Annotated in this window: 15 protein-coding genes; 10 read left to right on the top strand and 5 right to left on the bottom strand. The window is 71.0% G+C overall.

All coding sequences use genetic code 11. The annotated features are described in order from the left end of the window. Positions 1-7: 7 nt before the first annotated feature. Together ACWD2L_RS03525 and ACWD2L_RS03520 are read left to right on the top strand one after the other, a co-directional pair. Positions 8-1,399: an MFS transporter gene (locus ACWD2L_RS03525; protein WP_351330936.1), complete on the top strand. Its 1,392-nt coding sequence runs from the start codon at positions 8-10 to the stop codon at positions 1,397-1,399. 170 nt (positions 1,400-1,569) lie between these two features. Further along, entirely contained in the window at positions 1,570-2,832 is a 1,263-nt protein-coding gene (locus ACWD2L_RS03520) for a hypothetical protein (protein ID WP_351330937.1), read from the top strand. 10 nt (positions 2,833-2,842) lie between these two features. Here ACWD2L_RS03520 and ACWD2L_RS03515 read toward each other — a convergent pair whose 3' ends face one another. Further along, the gene (locus tag ACWD2L_RS03515) at positions 2,843-3,706 is read right to left on the bottom strand and encodes a fumarylacetoacetate hydrolase family protein (protein WP_351330938.1); all 864 of its coding nucleotides are present in this window, start codon (positions 3,704-3,706) and stop codon (positions 2,843-2,845) included. A gap of 91 nt (positions 3,707-3,797) precedes the next feature. Between ACWD2L_RS03515 and ACWD2L_RS03510 the strand changes: the two genes are divergently transcribed. From ACWD2L_RS03510 to ACWD2L_RS03500, 3 genes are read left to right on the top strand one after another with little or no spacing between them, the layout of a single operon-like run. After that, entirely contained in the window at positions 3,798-4,520 is a 723-nt protein-coding gene (locus tag ACWD2L_RS03510) for a FadR/GntR family transcriptional regulator (protein ID WP_351330939.1), read from the top strand. Between the two features lie 24 nt (positions 4,521-4,544). Then, complete coding sequence (locus ACWD2L_RS03505) at positions 4,545-5,795, top strand: DUF3500 domain-containing protein (protein ID WP_351330940.1); 1,251 nt, start codon at positions 4,545-4,547, stop codon at positions 5,793-5,795. Positions 5,796-5,811: 16 nt separating this feature from the next. Continuing rightward, entirely contained in the window at positions 5,812-7,011 is a 1,200-nt protein-coding gene (locus tag ACWD2L_RS03500; protein WP_351330941.1) for an FAD-dependent monooxygenase, read from the top strand. Positions 7,012-7,231: 220 nt separating this feature from the next. Here ACWD2L_RS03500 and ACWD2L_RS03495 read toward each other — a convergent pair whose 3' ends face one another. From ACWD2L_RS03495 to ACWD2L_RS03485, 3 genes are all read right to left on the bottom strand, one after another. Then, positions 7,232-10,006 (bottom strand): helix-turn-helix transcriptional regulator, encoded by a 2,775-nt coding sequence (locus tag ACWD2L_RS03495; RefSeq protein WP_351330942.1) that lies wholly within the window; start codon positions 10,004-10,006, stop codon positions 7,232-7,234. 213 nt (positions 10,007-10,219) lie between these two features. Next, complete coding sequence (locus ACWD2L_RS03490) at positions 10,220-12,109, bottom strand: ABC transporter ATP-binding protein (RefSeq protein WP_351330943.1); 1,890 nt, start codon at positions 12,107-12,109, stop codon at positions 10,220-10,222. A gap of 61 nt (positions 12,110-12,170) precedes the next feature. After that, positions 12,171-12,764, bottom strand: a complete 594-nt coding sequence (locus ACWD2L_RS03485; RefSeq protein WP_351330944.1) for a TetR family transcriptional regulator — start codon at positions 12,762-12,764, stop codon at positions 12,171-12,173. 163 nt (positions 12,765-12,927) lie between these two features. Here ACWD2L_RS03485 and ACWD2L_RS03480 point away from each other — a divergent pair, with 163 nt between their 5' ends. The 5 genes from ACWD2L_RS03480 to ACWD2L_RS03460 all read left to right on the top strand — a co-directional run bounded on the left by ACWD2L_RS03480 (position 12,928) and on the right by ACWD2L_RS03460 (position 18,236). Next, positions 12,928-13,749, top strand: coding sequence for an NAD(P)H-binding protein (locus tag ACWD2L_RS03480; RefSeq protein WP_351330945.1), 822 nt, complete (start codon positions 12,928-12,930; stop codon positions 13,747-13,749). Between the two features lie 151 nt (positions 13,750-13,900). Further along, positions 13,901-16,183 carry a glycoside hydrolase family 3 N-terminal domain-containing protein gene (locus tag ACWD2L_RS03475; RefSeq protein ID WP_351330946.1) on the top strand — a complete coding sequence of 761 codons (2,283 nt, stop codon included), beginning with the start codon at positions 13,901-13,903 and terminating at the stop codon, positions 16,181-16,183. A gap of 16 nt (positions 16,184-16,199) precedes the next feature. Beyond that, entirely contained in the window at positions 16,200-16,967 is a 768-nt protein-coding gene (locus ACWD2L_RS03470) for a crotonase/enoyl-CoA hydratase family protein (protein WP_351330947.1), read from the top strand. A gap of 133 nt (positions 16,968-17,100) precedes the next feature. After that, positions 17,101-17,925 (top strand): SAM-dependent methyltransferase, encoded by an 825-nt coding sequence (locus tag ACWD2L_RS03465; RefSeq protein WP_351330948.1) that lies wholly within the window; start codon positions 17,101-17,103, stop codon positions 17,923-17,925. Between the two features lie 134 nt (positions 17,926-18,059). Then, positions 18,060-18,236 carry a hypothetical protein gene (locus ACWD2L_RS03460; protein WP_351330949.1) on the top strand — a complete coding sequence of 59 codons (177 nt, stop codon included), beginning with the start codon at positions 18,060-18,062 and terminating at the stop codon, positions 18,234-18,236. 138 nt (positions 18,237-18,374) lie between these two features. On the opposite strand, the gene ACWD2L_RS03455 is transcribed toward ACWD2L_RS03460, so the two are convergent. Then, positions 18,375-19,106, bottom strand: a complete 732-nt coding sequence (locus tag ACWD2L_RS03455; RefSeq protein WP_351330950.1) for a hypothetical protein — start codon at positions 19,104-19,106, stop codon at positions 18,375-18,377. Positions 19,107-19,111: the final 5 nt, after the last annotated feature.

Raw genomic sequence — 19,111 nt, 5'->3', positions numbered from 1 at the left:
GTAGTACGTGCCAGCCGCGCACACCGTTTCCGAGCCTTCCGACACCACGGCGGGCCCGGCCGACGAGACATTGGTGACCGACCCCAAGGTGACCAGGAGAGCCGTCGGCGCCGCGGCCATCGGAAACATCACCGAGTGGTTCGACTTCGGCGTCTTCGCCAATCTGACCCCGGTGCTCACCGCGGTGTTCTTCACCGGCGCGAGCCAGACCGTCGGCACGATCGGCACCCTCGGCCTGTTCGCGGTCGCCTTCCTGGTGCGCCCCATCGGCGGCATGTTCTTCGGCCCGCTCGGCGACCGCATCGGCCGCACCAAGGTGCTGTCGATCACAGTCGTCATGATGGCCATCGGCACGTTCGTGATCGCGTTCATCCCCGGCTACGAGACGTGGGGCCCCGCCGCCCCGCTGCTGATGCTGCTCGCCCGCCTCGTGCAGGGCTTCTCGACCGGTGGCGAGTACGGCGGCGCGATGACGTTCATCGCCGAGTACGCCCCCGACAAGAAGCGCGGATTCCTCGGCAGCTGGCTGGAGTTCGGCACCCTGACCGGCTATCTCCTCGGCGGCGTCGCGGGCCTTGTCATCCAGCTGCCGGGCGTCATGTCGCACGAGGACCTGCTGTCCTGGGGCTGGCGCATCCCGTTCCTGATCTCCGGCCCCATCGGCATCGTCGGGCTCTACCTCCGCCTGAAGCTGGAGGACACCCCCGCGTTCAAGGCCGCCCTGGCCAAGCAGGAGCACCGTGAGGACAACCAGACCCTCAAGGAGATCCGCCGGGTCTTCACCGACCACTGGCGCCCGATGCTGATCTGCATGGGCCTCGTGCTCGTCTTCAACGTCACCAACTACATGCTCACGACGTACATGCTGGAGTACATCGACAAGTTCGCCCCGTCGGTGAGCACCACCTGGGCGCAGCTGTTGGAGATCTCGGTCCTCGCCGTCGGCATGCTGCTCATCACCTTCGTCGGCCGGCTCTCGGACCGCATCGGGCGCAAGCCGGTGCTGTACTTCGGTTGCGGCATGCTGATCGTGCTCGGTGTTCCTTCCGTGCTGCTGATTCAGCAGAACACCCTGACGTCGGTCTTCTTCGGCCTCGTGCTGATGTCGCTGATGCTGCTCTGCTTCAACAGCACCATCCCCTCCACGCTCCCGGCGCTGTTCCCGACGGACATCCGCTACGGCGGTCTGTCGATCGCGTTCAACATCTCGGTCTCGCTGTTCGGCGGCACGACCGCCGTCGTCAACGCCCTGCTGGTGCAGGCGACAGGCGATGTCAACGTGCCCGGCTACTACCTGATGGCGGCGGGCGCGATCGGCGCCGTGGCCGCCTACTTCGCGGCGGAGTCCGCAGGACGGCCGCTGCCGGGTTCGGCCCCGGCGGTGGAGGCCCGCGCCTGATCCGTCGTCCCACCACCCCGGTCACACCTGTTGGTTTTTGTGTGACCGGGGTTTTGGCGTTGTCCGGATGATGTCGCGGGGCTGTCACAGCGAATCAATTGCGCGCAGATCCGTGCCTACGGTGTCGGTGCAGTGGACAGCGATCCCCCCACACACAGAAACGGACAGCAGTGACTCGCCACACCACATCCCGCCGCATGCTCCTGGGCGTCACCGGTTCAGCCTTCCTCGCGGCGGCGTGTTCACCGTTCTCGAACGACCCCAAGCCCGCCGGCGCGAAGAGTTCGCCGTCGAAGTCGGCCTCGGAATCGGTCGAGGGGAAGGCCGCCGCGGGCAAGCTCCCGGGCGGCGCGCCCGATGGCGCCCTCGGCGTGAACTTCAATGAAGACCCCGCGGGCCTCGGCGCCCCCCAGCTGAAGGCGCTCTCGGCCACCTGGGTGCGCGGTTTCGTCCCGATGACGCCGGGCGACCTCGACGGGGACGTCACGCAGCAACGCGCCGTCAAGGCGCTCCTGGCCGCGCACGGTGACGGCCGCAAGACGATCCTCTCGCTCAAGTTCCCCTATCTTCTGGGGCCCACGAAGGGTCCGCTCCCCGCGCCGGGCAGCCCCGAACTGAAGGATCTGCTGGCCCTCGTGGACCGGGTGCTGGCCGCCGTGCTCGGCAAGGTCGACATCCTCACGATCGGCAACGAGCCCTTCCTGGAGACGCTGAAGGAAGAGCGCAACGAGACCCTCAACGTCTTCTACGAGGCGTTGGCCCGGCACGTCATCGCGTACCGCAAGCAGCACGGCGGCGCGGGCTCCGGCACCAGCCTCTACATGGGCGCGCTCAACAATCTCGACGACCCGGCGGCCCGCACGCCCGCGACCGAGCGGTGGCTGCGGTTCGTCAACAAGACGCCCGAGATCGACGGCGTCGACATCCACCCGCATGTCACGTCGCTGCAGAACGCGGCCAAGTACATCAACTACGTCGTGCCCACCCTGCGTTCGGACCAGAGGTTCCTCGCCACGGAGTTCTCCCTGGTGGAGTTCTGGAAGGGCCACATGCACGACCTGGTGTCCCCGACGTTCGCCAAGCGCTACCACCTGGACTCGCAACAGCAGGTCTGGCAGGTGATCGGGGACGCCATCGAGCAGCCGTTCACGCAGCAGAAGTGGAACGACTTCGTCTCCATGACCCAGTGGTTCGACAGCAGCAGGAACTACCTCACCGAGCAGATGAAGGCGTTCCGCGACACAGGGAAACTGGCGGTGGCGACCTACGGGGGCCTGCAGATCGAGTCGATGGCCTCAGGTTGGGACGGCGACAAGATGCCGTGGATCCTCAACCCTCTGTACGCCAACCGCACCGTGCGGCGGGGCGAGGGCGGCACCCTCGGCCGCAATGTGTCGTTCGAGCAGTTCCGCGCGCTGCAGAAGACCGGCTGAGCCCGGCCGGTCAGCACGCGGCGGTGGGGGCGTGGCGCGCTTCGTTGCCGACCACCGTGTTGCGCAGCGTTCCCAGCCGCTCCACCTCGACCTCCACGACGTCGCCGGGGTGCAGCAGCCACGGCGGCGTGCGCGCGTAGCCGACGCCGGAAGGGGTGCCGGTGGCCAGCAGGTCGCCGGGGCGAAGGGTGAAGGTGCGGGAGATGTGGGCGAGCGTGTCCCCCACCCCGTACACCATCTCGTCGGTCCCGCCGTCCTGGACGACCGTGCCGTTGACCCGGGTCACGACGCGCAACCCGGCCCGCAGGTCGCCGACTTCGGCCGCGGGGACCAGGGGGCCGAGCGGCCCCGAGCGGTCGGCGTTCTTGCCTAGGATCCACTGCGAGGTGAGCTTCTGGGCGCGGCGCGCGGTGAGATCGTTGAACGTCGAGTAGCCGACGACCGCGGCCAGCGCCTCCTCGGGGGTGGCGTCCACGAGCGGCGCCCCGACCCAGGCGACCACTTCGCCCTCCCAGTCCAGACCGTCCTCGCCGGACGGCACGGGGACCTCGGCGCCGTCGACGGTGAGCGACTGCGCCCACCGTGCGAACAGCGTGGGGTACGAGGGCAGTTCAGTGTCGCGGAAGGTGCCCTCCGCCACGTGCTTCAGGTAATTGAGGCCCACGCAGATGACGCGGGCGTCGGGCCGCACCGGGGGTACGAACGTCACGGACGAGGCATCGAGTACGGACCCCTCGGCGCCCCTCGCGAGATGGCCGGACGGGTCGGACCAGAACTCGTCCAGAGACGCAAGGACCGTGATCTCCCGTCCGTCGTCGGCGAGTTGAGCCATTTCTGTAGCGCTGCCGGCTCGCCGGATCCCCACGATGCGCATGCACTGCTCCCAGTCCGGAGGGTCCTCCGAGCCCGCCCGCCAAAGGTTCAATCCCTTTAAAGGTTCGGAGGTTTGTGCTTCGATGGCGACTATGCCTGACGAACCAGCGGCCCGACAAGCGGTCCTCGGCGGCCTCGGCTCCGCGCCCCGCCGCACGCGCGCCGAGCAGCTCGCCGCCGACCTCGACGCCCGGATCCGCTCACTTGGCCTGTCGGCAGGGGACCCGGTGGGCACCCTCGACTCCCTGCGGGAGGAGACGGGTTACGCGTATTCGACGGTCAGCGAGGCCGTGCGGGTCCTGCGCGACCGTGGTGTGCTCCAGATCCGGCCCGGCCGGGGCGGCGGCCTCTTCGTGGCCGCCCGCGGCCCGGTGGTGCGGCTCCGCCACACGCTGCTCGACGTACGGGACGAGCCGGAAACGGTCGCCGACGCCATCGAACTCCGCGACCACCTGGAGGAGTTGGTGGACATCGGCGCCGCCCGCTGCCGCACGGACGCGGACGTCACCGAGCTGCGCGCGCTGCTGGACGGGCTGCGTGCGGCGCCGGACTGGGACGGCTTCATGCGGTCCAACTGGGCGTTGCACGAACGGATCGCGGCGATCTGCCCCAACCGCATGGCCGCCGCCGTCTACACCGGGACGCTCGGCCACCTCAACTCCTCCGCCTCCTCCCGGCTCGACGAGGACACGGACGCCTCGCAGCGCTACCGGGCGGAGCGGTGCCGGGCGCACGAGGACCTCGTCGAGGCGATCGCCGTGGGCGACGAGGCCGCCGTGCGCGCCGCCGTGACCCTGCACAACACGACCGCGTAGCAGCCCGACCGGGAGGGACACCGCATGCCGTCCGCCGAGTACCGCGACCACCTCTTCCCGCCGGGTCACCCGCGCATCCAGGCGCTCAAGGGCCTCTACCCGTACGCCTATCGGGAGTTCGCGCGGGCCGAGGGCACCTTCACGGGTGAGCTGATCCGGGGCTGGCGTCCGCTCTACAAGAACGCTTTCACGGGCATCACCGAGGACGGCGCGGTACGCCAGGGGATCCACCCCCTGGAACCGGCGAAGCCCGGTGAGGAGGCACCCGTCGCCGAAATGACCCCCAGGGCACGGGAGTTGCTCGATCTGCTCGACCCGAAGAGCCGGGACCGGATCCGCCACCCGGTGGACGCCGTGGAGTGGCAGACGTGGTCCAACCCGGAGTTCCTTCAGTTCGACACCGGTCTGCGGCTCGAATTCCAGCCACCGGAGGTACGCGACGCGGCGCTCGCCCTCATACGGGCGTCCCTGAGCCCGGAGGGGTACGAGGAGGTCCGCACGATGATGCGGATCAACGGCTTCCTCGGGGAGGTCGTGGGCCTGGAGAACATCCTGGGCGAGTTCAGCTACAACTTCGCCCTGTACGGCACGCCGGACGAGCGCGCGCCGTGGGGCTGGCAATTGTTCGGCCATCACTGTGCGGTCAACTACCTTGTCGTGGAGGGGCGTTCGACGATCGGCCCGGCCTTCCTCGGAGCGGAGCCGAACCTGATCGACGCCGGCCCGCACGCCGGGGCGAACGCCTTCACCGAACGGATCGCGCTGGGCCGGCGGATCATGGCGGCACTCACCCCTGGGCAGCGCGCCGCGGCGACCGTGTACGAGCGGATGGTCGATCCGGCGATGCCCGAGGGCCGCGTGCACCCCGGCGACGAGCGGCACCTCGCGGGCGCCTTCCAGGACAACCGGGTGATCCCCTTCGAGGGCGTCCGCGCAAGTGACATGCCGGACGCGGCACGGGAGTTCGTGTGGGCGACCGTGGAAGAGTTCTACAAGCTGCTCCCCTCGGGGCCGCGCGCCGCCCGGATGCGGGAGGTTCGCGCACACCTCGACGACACGTGGTTCTGCTGGATCGGCGGACACGGACCGGCCGACGTCTTCTACTACCGCGTCCAGTCCCCCGTGGTCATCGCCGAACTCGACCACCACTGCGGGGTGTTCCTCGACCACGACTCCCCCAAGCCGTTCCACGTGCACACCGTGCTGCGTACGCCGCACGGCAATGACTACGGACGCAGCTGGGTGCGACAGTGGCAACTGGGGCGTCACCGGTGACCGAGGAGGACGCACGATGAGGGCCGGGATCAGGCAGCAGGCGGGACCGCGGATCGAGGTCGTGGGCGGCGGCATCGGGGGCATGGCGGCCGCCGCCTTCCTCCACCGCGCCGGACTGGCCGTGACCGTCCACGAGCAGGCGTCCGCGCTCACCGAGGTCGGAGCGGGCCTGGTGCTCGCACCCAACGCGGTGCGGCCGCTGCGCGCGATGGGCGTGATCGACTCCGCGCTGCGCCGGGCCGTGCCGCTCGACTGGGGCTGGGAGTTCCGCCGCTGGCAGGACGGCACGGTGCTGTCCGCCGAACGCCTCGACGGGGTGTGCGAGCGCCTCTACGGCGAGCGCACGTACACGGCGCACCGCGCCCACGTGCTCGACGCGCTCAGGTCGGCGGTGCCGGACGAGGCGGTGCGACTCGGCGCGCGCTGCACGGCCGTCGAGCCGCACGCCGACGGGGTGCGCCTGACCTTCGCCGACGGGTCCCGCACGGACGCCGACCTGGTCATCGGTGCGGACGGCATGCACTCGCTCGTCCGCGCGACGGTCGCCGCGCCGGAACGCCCCACCTTCGCGGGCCTGTGCGCCTTCCGCACGGTGGTACCCGCCGAGGCGGCACCCGCGTTCGCACTGCGCCGCGCGCAGACGCTGTGGCTCGGCCCGGGCCATCACTTCGTGCACTATCCGATCTCCGGCGGCGCGGGCGTGAACGTGGCGGCTTTCGCCCCGTCGACGGACGAGACCGCGGAGTCGTGGAGCGCGACGGCCACGATCGAGGAGTTCCACGCGGAGTTCGCCGACTGGGACGACCGGGTGACCGCGCTCATCAAGTCCGGCGCCATCCCCGGCCGTTGGGCCCTCTACGACCGCCCGCCGCTGCCCTCGTGGACCCTGGGCCGCATGACCCTGCTCGGCGACGCCGCGCATCCCATGTTCCCGTTCTACGGCCAGGGGGCGGCGCAGGCGCTGGAGGACGCGGCGGTCCTGGCCCGCTGCCTCACCGCCACCCCGGACGCCCCGGACGAGGCCCTCGCCCGCTACGAGTCGCGGCGCATCCCGCGCACCACCCGCCTCCAACAGGTGAGCCACGCCCGCGCCGAGGCCAACCACCTCCCGGACGGCCCGGAACAGCGGGCACGGGATGCGGCGCTCGGGGACGCGGATCCGTTGCTGCGCAGTGGGTGGATCTACGGCTACGACGCGTCGGCCGCACCCGCCTGACCTGCACCGTTTACCCGTCTACACCGATTGCCGTAGGCCCCTGGCCCCGATCCCAGGGTTTTCCCCGTGGTCCAGGGGTCCGGCCGGGTCCATCGTGGAGACACGAAAGCACACGGGGGCTTTCGACACGGGGGATCCGACGGGGGAACAACGGGGAACCCACGGGGGACAACGGGGGACGGGGGGTGCCCAGTTCGGGCACCCCCACTGTCTGTGCGCCTCAGAAAAACGTCAGGGGTGCGCCCGACTCACTGAGCAGGCGCACGAGTTGGGCCCGCCTTCGCACCCCGTCCAGCTTTCGGTAGATGTTGCCGAGGTGGAACTCGACCGTCTTGACGCTGAGGAAGAGCTGTTCCGCCGCTTCGTGGTTGGTGACTCCTCGGCCGACCGCCAAGGCCACGCGGAGTTCCTGTGGGGTCAGGCCGTCCAGGGGCGTGGGGCCCGAGTCGACGCGGTCACCGCCCGCGGCATGCAGTTCGGCGGCGGCGCGGCCCGCCCAGGCGCTCGCGCCGAGACGTTCGAAGGCGGCGAGGGCGCGCTGCAAGCGGCGCCGGGCCTCGCTGCGACGGCCGAGGCGGCGCAGCAGCTCGCCGCACGCGAAGTCGGTGCGACCCCGCTCGAAGGGGGCCTGGATGTCGGCGAGTTCGGCGATGGCTCGATCCATGTGCCGCTCTACGTAGGTCGGTTCGAGCATGCCGCGGCAGCGGGCGGCCGCCGCGGCGGTGATGGGGCGCCTGCCGCGGCCCGCCTCGTGGTCCAGGACGCGCAGCACCTCGTACGCCTCGTCGGTGCGGTGCAGATGGACGTAGGCCTCGGCGAGGTCGGCGGCCCAGGGGAGGTAGAGGCCGTCGCCGCGGCCGTTGGCGAGGGAGAAGGCGCGTACCTCCTCCAGGTGGGCCGCCGCCTCTTCGTAGTGGCCCAGGCCGAGTTCGAGGAGGCCGAGGGCGCCACGCGCGCGTGCCGCGTCCATGGGGAGTTCGGCGGCCGCGGCCAGGGAGCGGCACTGCTCCTCGTGGCTGCGGCAGTCCGATTCCCTTCCCAGGACCGCTTCCGTACGGGCCTGGGCGGCGAGTGCGCGGCACACCTCGATGACCCGTCCCGTGTCCTCGCCGAGGCGGGCGGATTCGTCGGCGTGGGCGAGCGAGGCGTTCCACTCGCCGCGCCAGAACTCGACGACGGAGAGGGTGCCGAGGAGGTGGGCGAGGAGGCCGACCGTGCTGGAGGAGCGGGCGGCGTGCACCGCGCGGTCGAGGAGCGCGTGGCCCTGGTCGAGTTCTTCGGTGGCCAGGTAGCACAGGCCCCCGACGCCCGACACCGGGTAGGGGAACGACAAGTCCGGTACGGCCAGCGGCTTTTCGAGGTCGTGGAGCAGGGCGCGACCGTCCTCCGCGTTGCCGCCGAGGAGTTCGACCAGCGCGTGCAGGAGGCGCACCGGCAGGGCCGCCGCCGGGTCGCCGAAGGCGTCCGCGAGCTGCATCGACTCGGCGGAGGTGGCGCGGGCCGCCGTGAGGTCGCCGATGGCGAGTTCGGTGAGGGTGATGCCGCCGAGCATGACGGCGGCGAGCACGGGGTCGACGCGGCGGGCCTGGTCGACGGCGGAGCGCAGCTGCTCGCGTGCGCGGGCGGGGCGGCCGCGCTGGATGTCCACGTAGCAGCGCAGTTGGCGCAGGTCCAGGCGGGTGCGTTCGTGTGCGGCGTGGTCGAGGGCGCGGTCCAGGAGGCCGGCGGCCTCGTCGAGGGAGCCGGCGGCCTGGGCGGCGCGGGCGGCGGCGAGCAGGCGGCGCGCCTTGCCCTCGTCGTCGGGGGTGAAGCGGGCGGCGTGGGCGTACAGGCGGGCGGCGAGCGGGAAGGTGAGGCTGGCGGGGCCGCCGGAGGCCGCCTTCGCGAGTGCGGCGGCGACGTCCTCGTCGGGGTCGGCGCCCGATTCGGACAGGTGCCAGGCGTAGCGTTCGAGTGCGGCGGGGGCGCGGGCGCCCTGGAGGGCACGGGCGACGGTGCGGTGGGCGCGCCAGCGGCGGACGGCGGTCGCGCCGTGGTAGACGCCGGAGCGGACGAGCGGGTGGCGGAAGACGTACGCGCCTTCCTCGACGGTCATCAGGCCGGCCCGCTCGGCCGGTTCGAGGTCCGCGTAGGTCAACTCGTGGGCGCGCAGCACCCGTTCGGTTCCGGCGAGGGGGCGGGGGCCGAGGACCGCGAGCAGCAGCATGGCGTCCCGGGTGGGGTCGGGGAGCCGGGTGATGGCGCTGTGGAAGGTGCGGGCGAGGATGTCGCCGATGGGCAGCGGGGCGCCGCTGTCGGGGCGGTGGCCGCCGTGGGCGAGCAGGGCGGGGAGTTCGACGAGCGCGAGGGGGTTGCCGCGGGCTTCGGACAGGAGCCACTGGATGTCGTGCGGCGGCAGCGGCTGGGCGGCCTCCTCGGCGACGAGTTCGCGCGCCGCGCCGGCGTCGAGACCCTGGAGGCTGAGGGACTCCACGGGTGCGAGGCGGGACGCGGTCTCGTCGTTGTCGCGGGTGCCGAAGAGGGCGACCACGCCCTCGCGGCCCAGGCGGCGGGTCGCGAAGGCGAGGGCGTCCAGGGAGTACGGGTCGAGCCACTGGGCGTCGTCGACGACGACCAGGACAGGGCCGGACTCGCTGATCGCGCCCAGCAGGCTGAGTGTTCCTGCGGCGACAGCGAAACGGTCCTGGGCGATGGCCGGGCCGAGGGCGAGGGCGCCGGTGAGAGCGGCGGCCTGCCGTTCCGGGATGCGGCCGAGGTGGTCGGTGACGGGGCGGAACAGGTCCGCGAGGCCCACGTACGGGAGTTCGTGCTCCGCCTCGATGCCCTGTGTGTGCAGTCGTGTGAGGTCGCGGGCGACGGATTCGGCGTAGCCGAGCAGGCTGGTCTTTCCGATGCCTGCCTCGCCGCGGACGACCAGGGCGGCGCTGTGTCCTGTGCGGGCGCCGTCGACGAGGTCCGCGAGCCGTGCGCATTCCGCTGTGCGACCCACCAGCATGCGGTCAGGGTAACCCGGGGTCACGTTGCGGTGGGAGTGGTCAACTGGCCGTTGCGGCGCGGGACTTGCCTGTTTCGCTGGACCGGTCCTACGCCTCGGGGCTCCGGCCCGGACCCCGCTGCTCAATCGCCGCAGGGGCTTAACAGGCCCACCCGCTTGATGGTGCCGCGCCGCCGCGGGCAAGGCGGCGGCGCGTGCTCATGAGGGTGGCCCTTACGCCGCCTCGGCGATCTCGGTTGCGCCGAACTGTGTTCGGTACAGCTCCGCGTAGCGGCCGCCCCGCGTCACCAGTTCCTCGTGCGTGCCGCGCTCCACCACTTGCCCCTCCTCCACCACGAGGATCTGGTCGGCCGAGCGGATCGTTGACAGGCGGTGGGCGATGACGACCGCCGTGCGGCCTTCGAGCGCCTCGGCGAGGGCCTCCTGGACCGCCGCCTCGGACGTGTTGTCGAGGTGCGCGGTGGCCTCGTCGAGGATCACGACGCGCTGGCGGGCGAGGAGCAGCCGGGCGATGGTCATGCGCTGGCGTTCGCCGCCTGAGAGCCGGTAGCCGCGCTCGCCGACGACCGTGTCGAGGCCGTCCGGCAGGTCACGGACGAGCGCGTCGAGGCGGGCGCGGGTCAGCACGTCCCACAGGTCGGCCTCGCTCGCCTCGGGGCGGGCGAGGAGCAGGTTCGCGCGGATGCTGTCGTGGAAGAGGTGACCGTCCTGCGTGACCATGCCGAGCGTGGCGCGCAGCGAGACCGCGCTGGCGTCGCGTACGTCGAGGCCGCCGATGCGGACGGCCCCGCCATCGGTGTCGTAGAGCCGCGGCAGCAGCGACGCGATGGTCGACTTGCCGGCTCCGGACGAGCCGACGAGCGCCACCGTCTGACCGGGTTCGGCCCGGAAGGAGACTCCGTGCAGCACCTCGGCGCCACCACGCGTGTCGAGGGAGGCGACCTCTTCGAGGGAGGCCAGCGACACCTTGTCGGCCGACGGGTAGCCGAAGCGTACGTCGTCGAACTCGACGGCGACCGGGCCCTCCGGGATCTCCTCGGCGTCGGGCTTCTCGTCGATGAGCGGCTTGAGGTCGAGCACCTCGAAGACCCGCTCGAAGCTGACGAGGGCGCTCATGACCTCGACGCGGGCTCCGGCGAGCGAGGTGAGCGGCGCGTACAGGCGGGTCAGCAGCAGCGCAAGGGAGACGACCGCGCCCGCCTTCAGGGTGCCGGTCAGCGCGAAGTACCCGCCGAGGCCGTACACCAGCGCGAGCGCGAGGGCCGAGACGAGGGTGAGCGCGGTGATGAACGCCGACTGCGCCATAGCGGTGCGGACGCCGATGTCACGCACCCGGCGCGCACGCTCCGCGAACTCGGCCGACTCGTCGCCGGGCCGCCCGAACAACTTGATCAGCGTGGCGCCCGGCGCGGAGAACCGCTCGGTCATCCGCGTCCCCATGGCCGCGTTGTGCGCGGCGGCCTCCCGCTGGAGGCGGGCCATGCGGGAGCCCATGCGGCGCGCGGGGAGCACGAAGACCGGCAGGAGCAGCAGCGCGAGCAGCGTGATCTGCCAGGACAGCGTCAGCATGACGGCCAGGGTCAGGATCAGCGTGACCACGTTCCCGACCACGCCCGAGAGCGTGTTGCTGAAGGCGCGCTGCGCGCCGATCACGTCGTTGTTGAGGCGGCTGACCAGGGCTCCGGTGCGGGTTCTGGTGAAGAAGGCGACGGGCATGCGCTGTACGTGGTCGAAGACGGCCGTCCGCAGGTCGAGGATGAGGCTCTCGCCGAGGTTGGCGGAGAGCCAGCGGGCCACAAGACCGATCCCGGCCTCAGCGAGCGCGATGACCGCGATGAGGAGGGCGAGGCGGATGACGTGGCCCTCGTCGTGGCCGCCGACGATCGCGTTGACGACCGTGCCCGCGAGCATCGGTGTCGCCACGGCGAGCAGAGCGGTCAGGATGCTCAGGAACACGAACTGGATGATGCGGCGCCGGTGCGGCCGGGCGAAGACGGCGATCCTGCGAAGGGTCGCGCGGGCGAAGGGGCGGCCTTTCGGGCCGCCGTCCTGGGCATTCATGACGCTGTGCAGCTGCGTCCAGGCTGTGGTCTCCATGCTCATGCCGAAGACGTTATGACCTCAACCAATCTTGAGGTCAAGAACGATCAGGATTCCACTGCGGTCAAGCGCGCAACAGGCGCAACACCCGCCCCAGTTGCTCGGTGTAGTCCCGCTGGAAGTCCGGATGCGTGGGGTCGCCGCCGAAGATGCGGCGCACCGTGTCCGGCATCAGGTGCGGGGCCATGACCAGCACCTGGGACAGCAGCATGACCATGGCCGGGCTGATCGTGTCGTCCAACTCGCCTTCGGCCTGCCTGCGCTCGATGTCGGCGAGGTCCTCCGTCGCGAGTTCGGGCACGTCCGGCCGTCCCGTCAGCTCCGACCACGCCTCCAGGCGTACGCCACGAGGGTCCGCGAAGTTGTTGCGCAGGTAGCGCAGGACGAGCTCGTCGTACGGGAGCTCGGGGTCCTGCAGCTCGGCCTCGCTCTTCAGCCACTCGCGGCCCAGCTCGGCATAGATCCCACTCTTGCCGCCGAAGTAGTAGTTGATCAGCTGCTTGTTGACGCCCGCGCGATCGGCGATCTCCTGCACCCGGGCCCCGGCGTAGCCCTTCTCGGCGAAGACGTCCTTCGCGGACTCCAGCAGTCGGGTCCGGGAGTCGCCGGATGCGGAGGCCGTGGCACTGGCGGCCCTGCGGCGGGCGGGCGGATTCATGGGAGCCAGGGTATCGCCGCAGGCCACCGCGTCAATCAACCGGATGGTTGACAGATTCATCCAGGTGGTTGAATCTAAGATCCGCGCTTCCGGCCCGGCGTCCTCACGTCAACCGGGATCCGCACCTTCCCGCCGGGATCCGCACCTCGAAACGGAGACAACCTTGATTCTGATCACCGGAGCCACCGGCACCGTGGGCCGCCCCCTCGTGGCGGAGCTCGCCGCCGGCGGCCACCCCGTCCGCGCCCTCACCCGCACACCGCACACCGCCCGCTTCCCGGCGGGTGTCGAACCCTGCGACAGCGCCCGCCCCGAACTGGACGGTGTCACGGCCCTGTTCGCGAACCCGGCAGCCCTGTGGCACGGCGAGCGGCCCCTGCTCGACGCCGCGAAGGCGGCCGGGGTGACACGGATCGTCACCCTGTCCTCCTCGTCCGTCCTGTCCGGTGACAGCCGGCACGCCGTGGCCAATCGCCACCGCGAGCTCGAAGCCGCCGCCGAGTCCGTCGCCCCCGAGTTCGTCCATCTGCGGCCCGACGCCTTCGCCGCCAACGCCCGGCAGTGGATCGGCCAGATCAGGTCCGGCGACACCGTCGCGGGTCCGTACGCCGGGGCCGTCACCGCTCCCGTCCACGAGGACGACATCGCCGCCGTCGCCGCCCGCGCCCTGACAGGAGCGATTCCGTCCGGCGAGGCGCCGATGCTGACCGGGCCCCAGGCGCTGAGCTTCACGGAACAGGTCCGCATCCTCGGTGCGGTTCTCGGGCGCCCGCTGCGCTACGAGGAGATCTCCCACTCGGCCGCCCGTGACGCCATGCTGTCCAGCCCCTGGATGACCGAGGAGATGGCCGACTCCCTGCTGCGCTACTTCGCGTCGTGCGTGGAGAACCCGACCCCGGTCTCCCCGGACCTTGAGCGCGTCCTGGGGCGCCGCGGCCTGACCTTCGAGCACTGGGCGGCGCAGCGCGTGGGCGAGTTCCGCTAGAGCGGGCCACCGTCGGCGCCCCGAGAGTCCGAACCCCAGGCCGACACCCCCGTCGTACCTCTTGACCCTCGCGTAACCGGAACGTAACTTCGCTTCAATTCTTGTGCCCATTACACGAGTTGTGGGCCCCGCACGATCGGGAAGCGAAGGCATGCCGGAGCTGCGCAGACGTACCCTGCTGTCCGCCATCGGTGTCACCGCCGCCGCGGGCGCCGCCACCACCAGCCAGAGCGCCACCGCATACGCCGCCGCGACGGCCCCCGCCGCACCGCACAAGGCGTACGAGGCCAAGGTCCAGAGCCTCCTCGCACGTATGACTCTCGAAGAGAAGCTGGGCCAGCTGCAGCAGCTCCCCTGGTCCTACGACCTCAATCCGGGCTCCGGCACCACCAAGGCGGTCGAGGACGCGGCGCGGGCCGGGCGGGTCGGTTCGGTGTTCAGCATCTTCGGCGCGAAGACCACCAACGAGCTGCAGCACATCGCCGTCGACGAGTCCCGGCTCGGCATCCCGCTGCTGCTCGGCCTCGATGTCATCCACGGCTTCTGGACCAACTTCCCGATCCCGCTCGCCCAGGCGTCCAGCTTCGACCCGGACGTGGCCCGCTCGGACGCCGAGGTGTCGGCCAAGGAGGCCCGTTCCAACGGTGTGCACTGGACGTTCGCGCCGATGATGGACGTCACGCACGAGCCGCGCTGGGGCCGCATCGCCGAGGGCACCGGCGAGGACCCGTATCTGACGGCGCGGTTCGCGGCGGCCAAGGTGAAGGGGTACCAGGGTTCGGGCTACGGCTCCAAGGACACCGTCGCCGCGTGCGCGAAGCACTTCGTGGCGTACGGCGGGGCGGAAGGCGGCCGGGACTACAACACGGTCGACGTGTCCGAGTCGCGTCTGCGCAACCTCTATCTCCCGCCGTTCAAGGCGGCGTTGGACGCGGGCGTCGCCACGGTGATGGCCTCCTTCAACACCATCAGCGGCGTCCCGGCGCACGGCAACGCGCACACGCTCACCGACATCCTCAAGAAGGAGTGGGGGTTCGAGGGTCTCGTCGTCAGCGACTACACGGGCGTTCAGGAGCTGATCGCGCACGGCTTCGCCGAGGACGGCGCGGACGCGGCCAGGCTCGCCCTCAACGCCGGTGTCGACATGGAGATGACCAGCACCAACCTCCTCACCAACGGCAAAAAGCTGGTGCGTTCCGGGAAGATCAAGGAGCGCCGGATCGACGACGCGGTGGCCCGCGTGCTCCGCCTCAAGTACGAGCTCGGCCTGTTCGACGACCCGTACGTGGAGGAGTCCAAGGCGATCGACGAACCGTCGGCGGACGCCCGCAAGGCGGCGCGCACGGCGGCGTCCCGCTCGATGGTCCTGCTGAAGAACGAGCGGGCCGCGCTCCCGCTGAAGAAGTCGCTCACGTCCCTCGCCGTCGTCGGGCCGTTCGGCGACTCCTCGGATCTGCTGGGTACGTGGGTGGTGCCCGCGTCGGCCGAGAAGTTCCCCTCGGTGAAGGTGCTCGACGCGGTGAAGAAGGCCGCGCCGGACGCCAAGGTCACCTACGCGCGCGGGGTCGACCCGGAGGGCAAGGACACCGGCGGCATCGCGGACGCGGTGTCCGCGGCCAAGTCGGCGGACGTCACGGTCGTGGTCGTCGGCGAGCCGCCGTCGATGAGCGGCGAGGCCGCGGCCCGCAGCGACATCTCGCTGCCGGGCGCGCAGGAGAAGCTGATCGCCGCGATCGCGGAGACGGGCAAGCCGTTCGTGGTGGTCCTGGTGGGCGGCCGGCCGTTCACCGTCGGCGACTGGCTGGACAGCGCCCCGGCCGTCCTGGAGGCCTGGCACCCGGGCATCGAGGCGGGCAACGCGATCGCGGACGTCCTGTTCGGCGCGGTGAACCCCGGCGGCAAGCTCCCGATCTCGTTCCCGCGCACGACCGGCCAGATCCCGATCCACTACAACCACGAGTCGACGGGCCGCCCGTACGACAAGGACAACAAGTACACGTCGAAGTACCTGGACCTGCCGCCCACACCGCAGTTCCCCTTCGGGTACGGCCTCAGCTATACGTCGTTCACCTTCGGCACACCGAAGCTGAGCCGCTCCTCGATCGCGGCGGGGGCGCTGCGCAAGGGCGACACCTTCGAAGTGTCGGTCGAGGTCCGCAACACCGGCTCGCGTTCCGGCGACGAGGTCGCGCAGCTGTACGTACGCGATGTGGCGGCATCCCTGACCCAACCGGTGCGCAGGCTAAGGGGGTTCAAGCGGGTCACGCTGGACGCAGGCGCGTCGACGACGGTCCGGTTCCAGCTCGGCGCGGAGGACCTCGGCTTCTGGACGAACGACTCCAGCGGCGAATTCCGCGTCGAGGAGGGCACGTTCGAACTGTACGTGGGAAACAGCTCGACGGCGGATGCCAAGCTGAAGCTCACGGTCAGCTAGCCGAGAGGGTGCCCCCATGTCTCCCGTCCGCGTCGAACGCGCAGGCCACGTCACTACGGTCGCCCTGTCCCGCCCCGAGGCCCGCAATGCGGTCGACGGTCCGACGGCGACCCAACTGGCCGAGGCCTTCCGCGCGTTCGAGGCGGACGACGAGGCGCGGGTCGCCGTACTGTGGGGCGAGGGCGGCACGTTCTGCGCCGGAGCCGACCTCAAGGCGATCGGCACGGAGCGCGGGAATCGGGTGGCAGATGGCGGGGACGGACCGATGGGCCCGACCCGCCTGCGCCTGACGAAGCCCGTCATCGCGGCCGTGGCGGGGCACGCGGTGGCGGGCGGCCTCGAACTCGCCCTCTGGTGCGATCTACGGGTGGCGGAGGAGGACGCGGTGTTCGGTGTCTTCTGCCGCCGCTGGGGAGTTCCGCTCATCGACGGCGGCACGGTCCGCCTCCCCCGCCTCATCGGCGAGAGCCGCGCGAGCGACCTGATCCTGACCGGCCGCCCCGTCCAGGCACGGGAGGCGTACGAGATCGGCCTCGCGAACCGCCTCGCGCCGCCCGGCGGTTCCCGCGCGGCGGCGGAGGCGCTCGCCGCACAGATCGCCGCGTTCCCGCAGGCCTGCATGCGCAGCGACAGGGCGTCCCTGCGGGAGCAGCACGGCCGGGACGAGGTGGCGGCGATGGGGACCGAACTCCGTTACGGCATGGATGTAGTGGGCGGGGCGCTCGAAGGGGCGGGCCGGTTCGCGGCGGGGGCGGGGCGGCACGGGTCGTTCGAGAACGACTGACCGCGCTCCTGTCCCAGATTCCACTCCGCCCCGGCGTCCTCTTCCATTGCGGCCACACACTTCGCACACATACGGCAGGATGCTCGTGCACACGATCGAACATGACCGGACGACCAGGGAGTTGCAGCCACCCATGCCCTCGACGCCCGACACATCCCCCACGCCACCGCGCATCGACACCAGCAGGCCGCACCCGGCGCGGGTGTACGACTGGTACCTCGGCGGCAAGGACAACTACCCGGTGGACGAGGAGCTCGGCCGGCAGATCACCACGCTGGAGCCGACGGCCAAGTACGCGGCGCGGCACAACCGTTGGTTCATGCACCGCGCGACGCGGATGCTCGCGGCGCGCGGCGGCGTCACCCAGTTCCTCGACATCGGCACCGGCATCCCGACCGAGCCGAACCTGCACCGCATCGCGCAACTCGCGGCGCCCGAGGCGAGCGTCGTGTACGTCGACAACGACCCGATCGTGCTGCGGCACGCGGAGGCGCTGCTGCGCGGCACTCCGGAAGGGGTCACGCGCTACGTCCAGGCCGACGCCCGCGAACCGGACCGGATCCTCGAACTGGCCAGGGACATACTGGACTTCGAGCGCCCGATCGCGGTGTCGCTGATCGCGCTGCTGCACTTCATCCCGGACGACCAGGGCGCGTATGACATCGTGCGCACCTTCGTGGACGCCCTGCCCTCAGGCAGCCACCTGGTCCTGTCCCATGTGGCCGCGGACTACGACCCGTCGCGCACTCAGCAGGCGATCGACACGTACGCGGCGGGCGGCGTCACCCTGGCGCCGCGCACGCACGAGGAGATGACGAAGTTCTTCACAGGGGCCGGGCTCGAGCTCGTGGACCCCGGTGTGGTCTGGCTCCCCGACTGGCACCCGGAGTTGGCCGTCGACGAGGACCGGGACGGATCTCCGGTGCCGATGTACGGGGCGGTGGGCCGCAAAGGCTGAAGTGGCGTACGGGGACGGGTGACTTGAGTGGGACATGAGTCATCACACCGACAGGCATGACCAAACTCACACATGGCGATGACCACGTGACGGACCGCAGCGAACAGGCGCACGTATCCCCTACGCTCGTTCACATGTCCGCCATCCCAGCCTCACGCGCCGTACGGTCCGCCGACGTGGTCAACGAGCAGATTCGTGGCCTGTGGGCACGCACGGGTGGGCACCTGAACCCCGAGGACCGCGCCGAGTACGAGTCGCTGGTCACGGAGTGGGCGACCGCGATCGGCGGTGGGGTCGCGCAGCGCGCGTGACCCCACCCCTCGGCCGCTCCCGCGGTCAGGACTGCGGACGGGAGCCGTGATTCGCCGCATGCTTGCGGCGCGCCTTCTTCTTCCGACGACGCTTCGAGGACATGGGACCTCCCAGGAAGGAATAGGGCATTTCGCCCATTAGCCTTCCATAGGGGGCTTCCGGCCGCGAATGGACGTATGTGCGTCGGGCGGCGGGTCGGCGGCCGGGGCCGCGTCCTCCGGGTAGCTGGCCTGGTGGGCGGCGGTGCGGATGTGCAGCGCCGCCTGACGGGCCCGTCGGGACTCGATCCGGTGTTCGTCGGAGGCAGGCGCGCCGTCTTGAGCGAGACGTTCGTGATGCCGGGCCACCATGTCGTGCGCGTCCGCCAGCTTGGCCGCGGCGGTGAGGTACCGCGCGTGAAGCTGCCGCACGTAGATGTCCAGGTTGGCCTGCCGCGACGTCGCCCCGGTCTCGAGCAACCGGTCCGAGGTGGCGATCTCCTGCTGCATCGCCCAGCCCTCGCGGGCATCGTGGGCCTGCACGCGAGCCATACTGGCGTCGGCACGCGCCAGCCGGGCCTCGCTGGCCGCGAGCAGGGCCCGCGCCCTGTCGCTCGCCTCCCGAGAGCGCTGCAGTGCGGTGGGCGTCTCCTCGCCGGCGAGGAGGGACCGCCGGTCCGAGCGCTCCTCCCGAGCGTTCAGGTCCCGCTCCCGCTCGTCGGCGCCGACCTCACGCTGATCCGCGGTGGCCTCACGCTCGTCGGCGGCCGCCTCGCGCTCATCAGCGGCCGCCTCGCGCTCATCAGCCTGGCGGTCGCGCTCGGCACCGGCGTCCGCCCACGGGCCGATGACGTCGCTGAAGGTTGAACGATCTGGAGGGTCGGTTCCCACATGTC

Source organism: Streptomyces sp. NPDC002754 (genome assembly GCF_053592315.1).
This window is presented reverse-complemented; position numbering and strand designations above follow the sequence as displayed.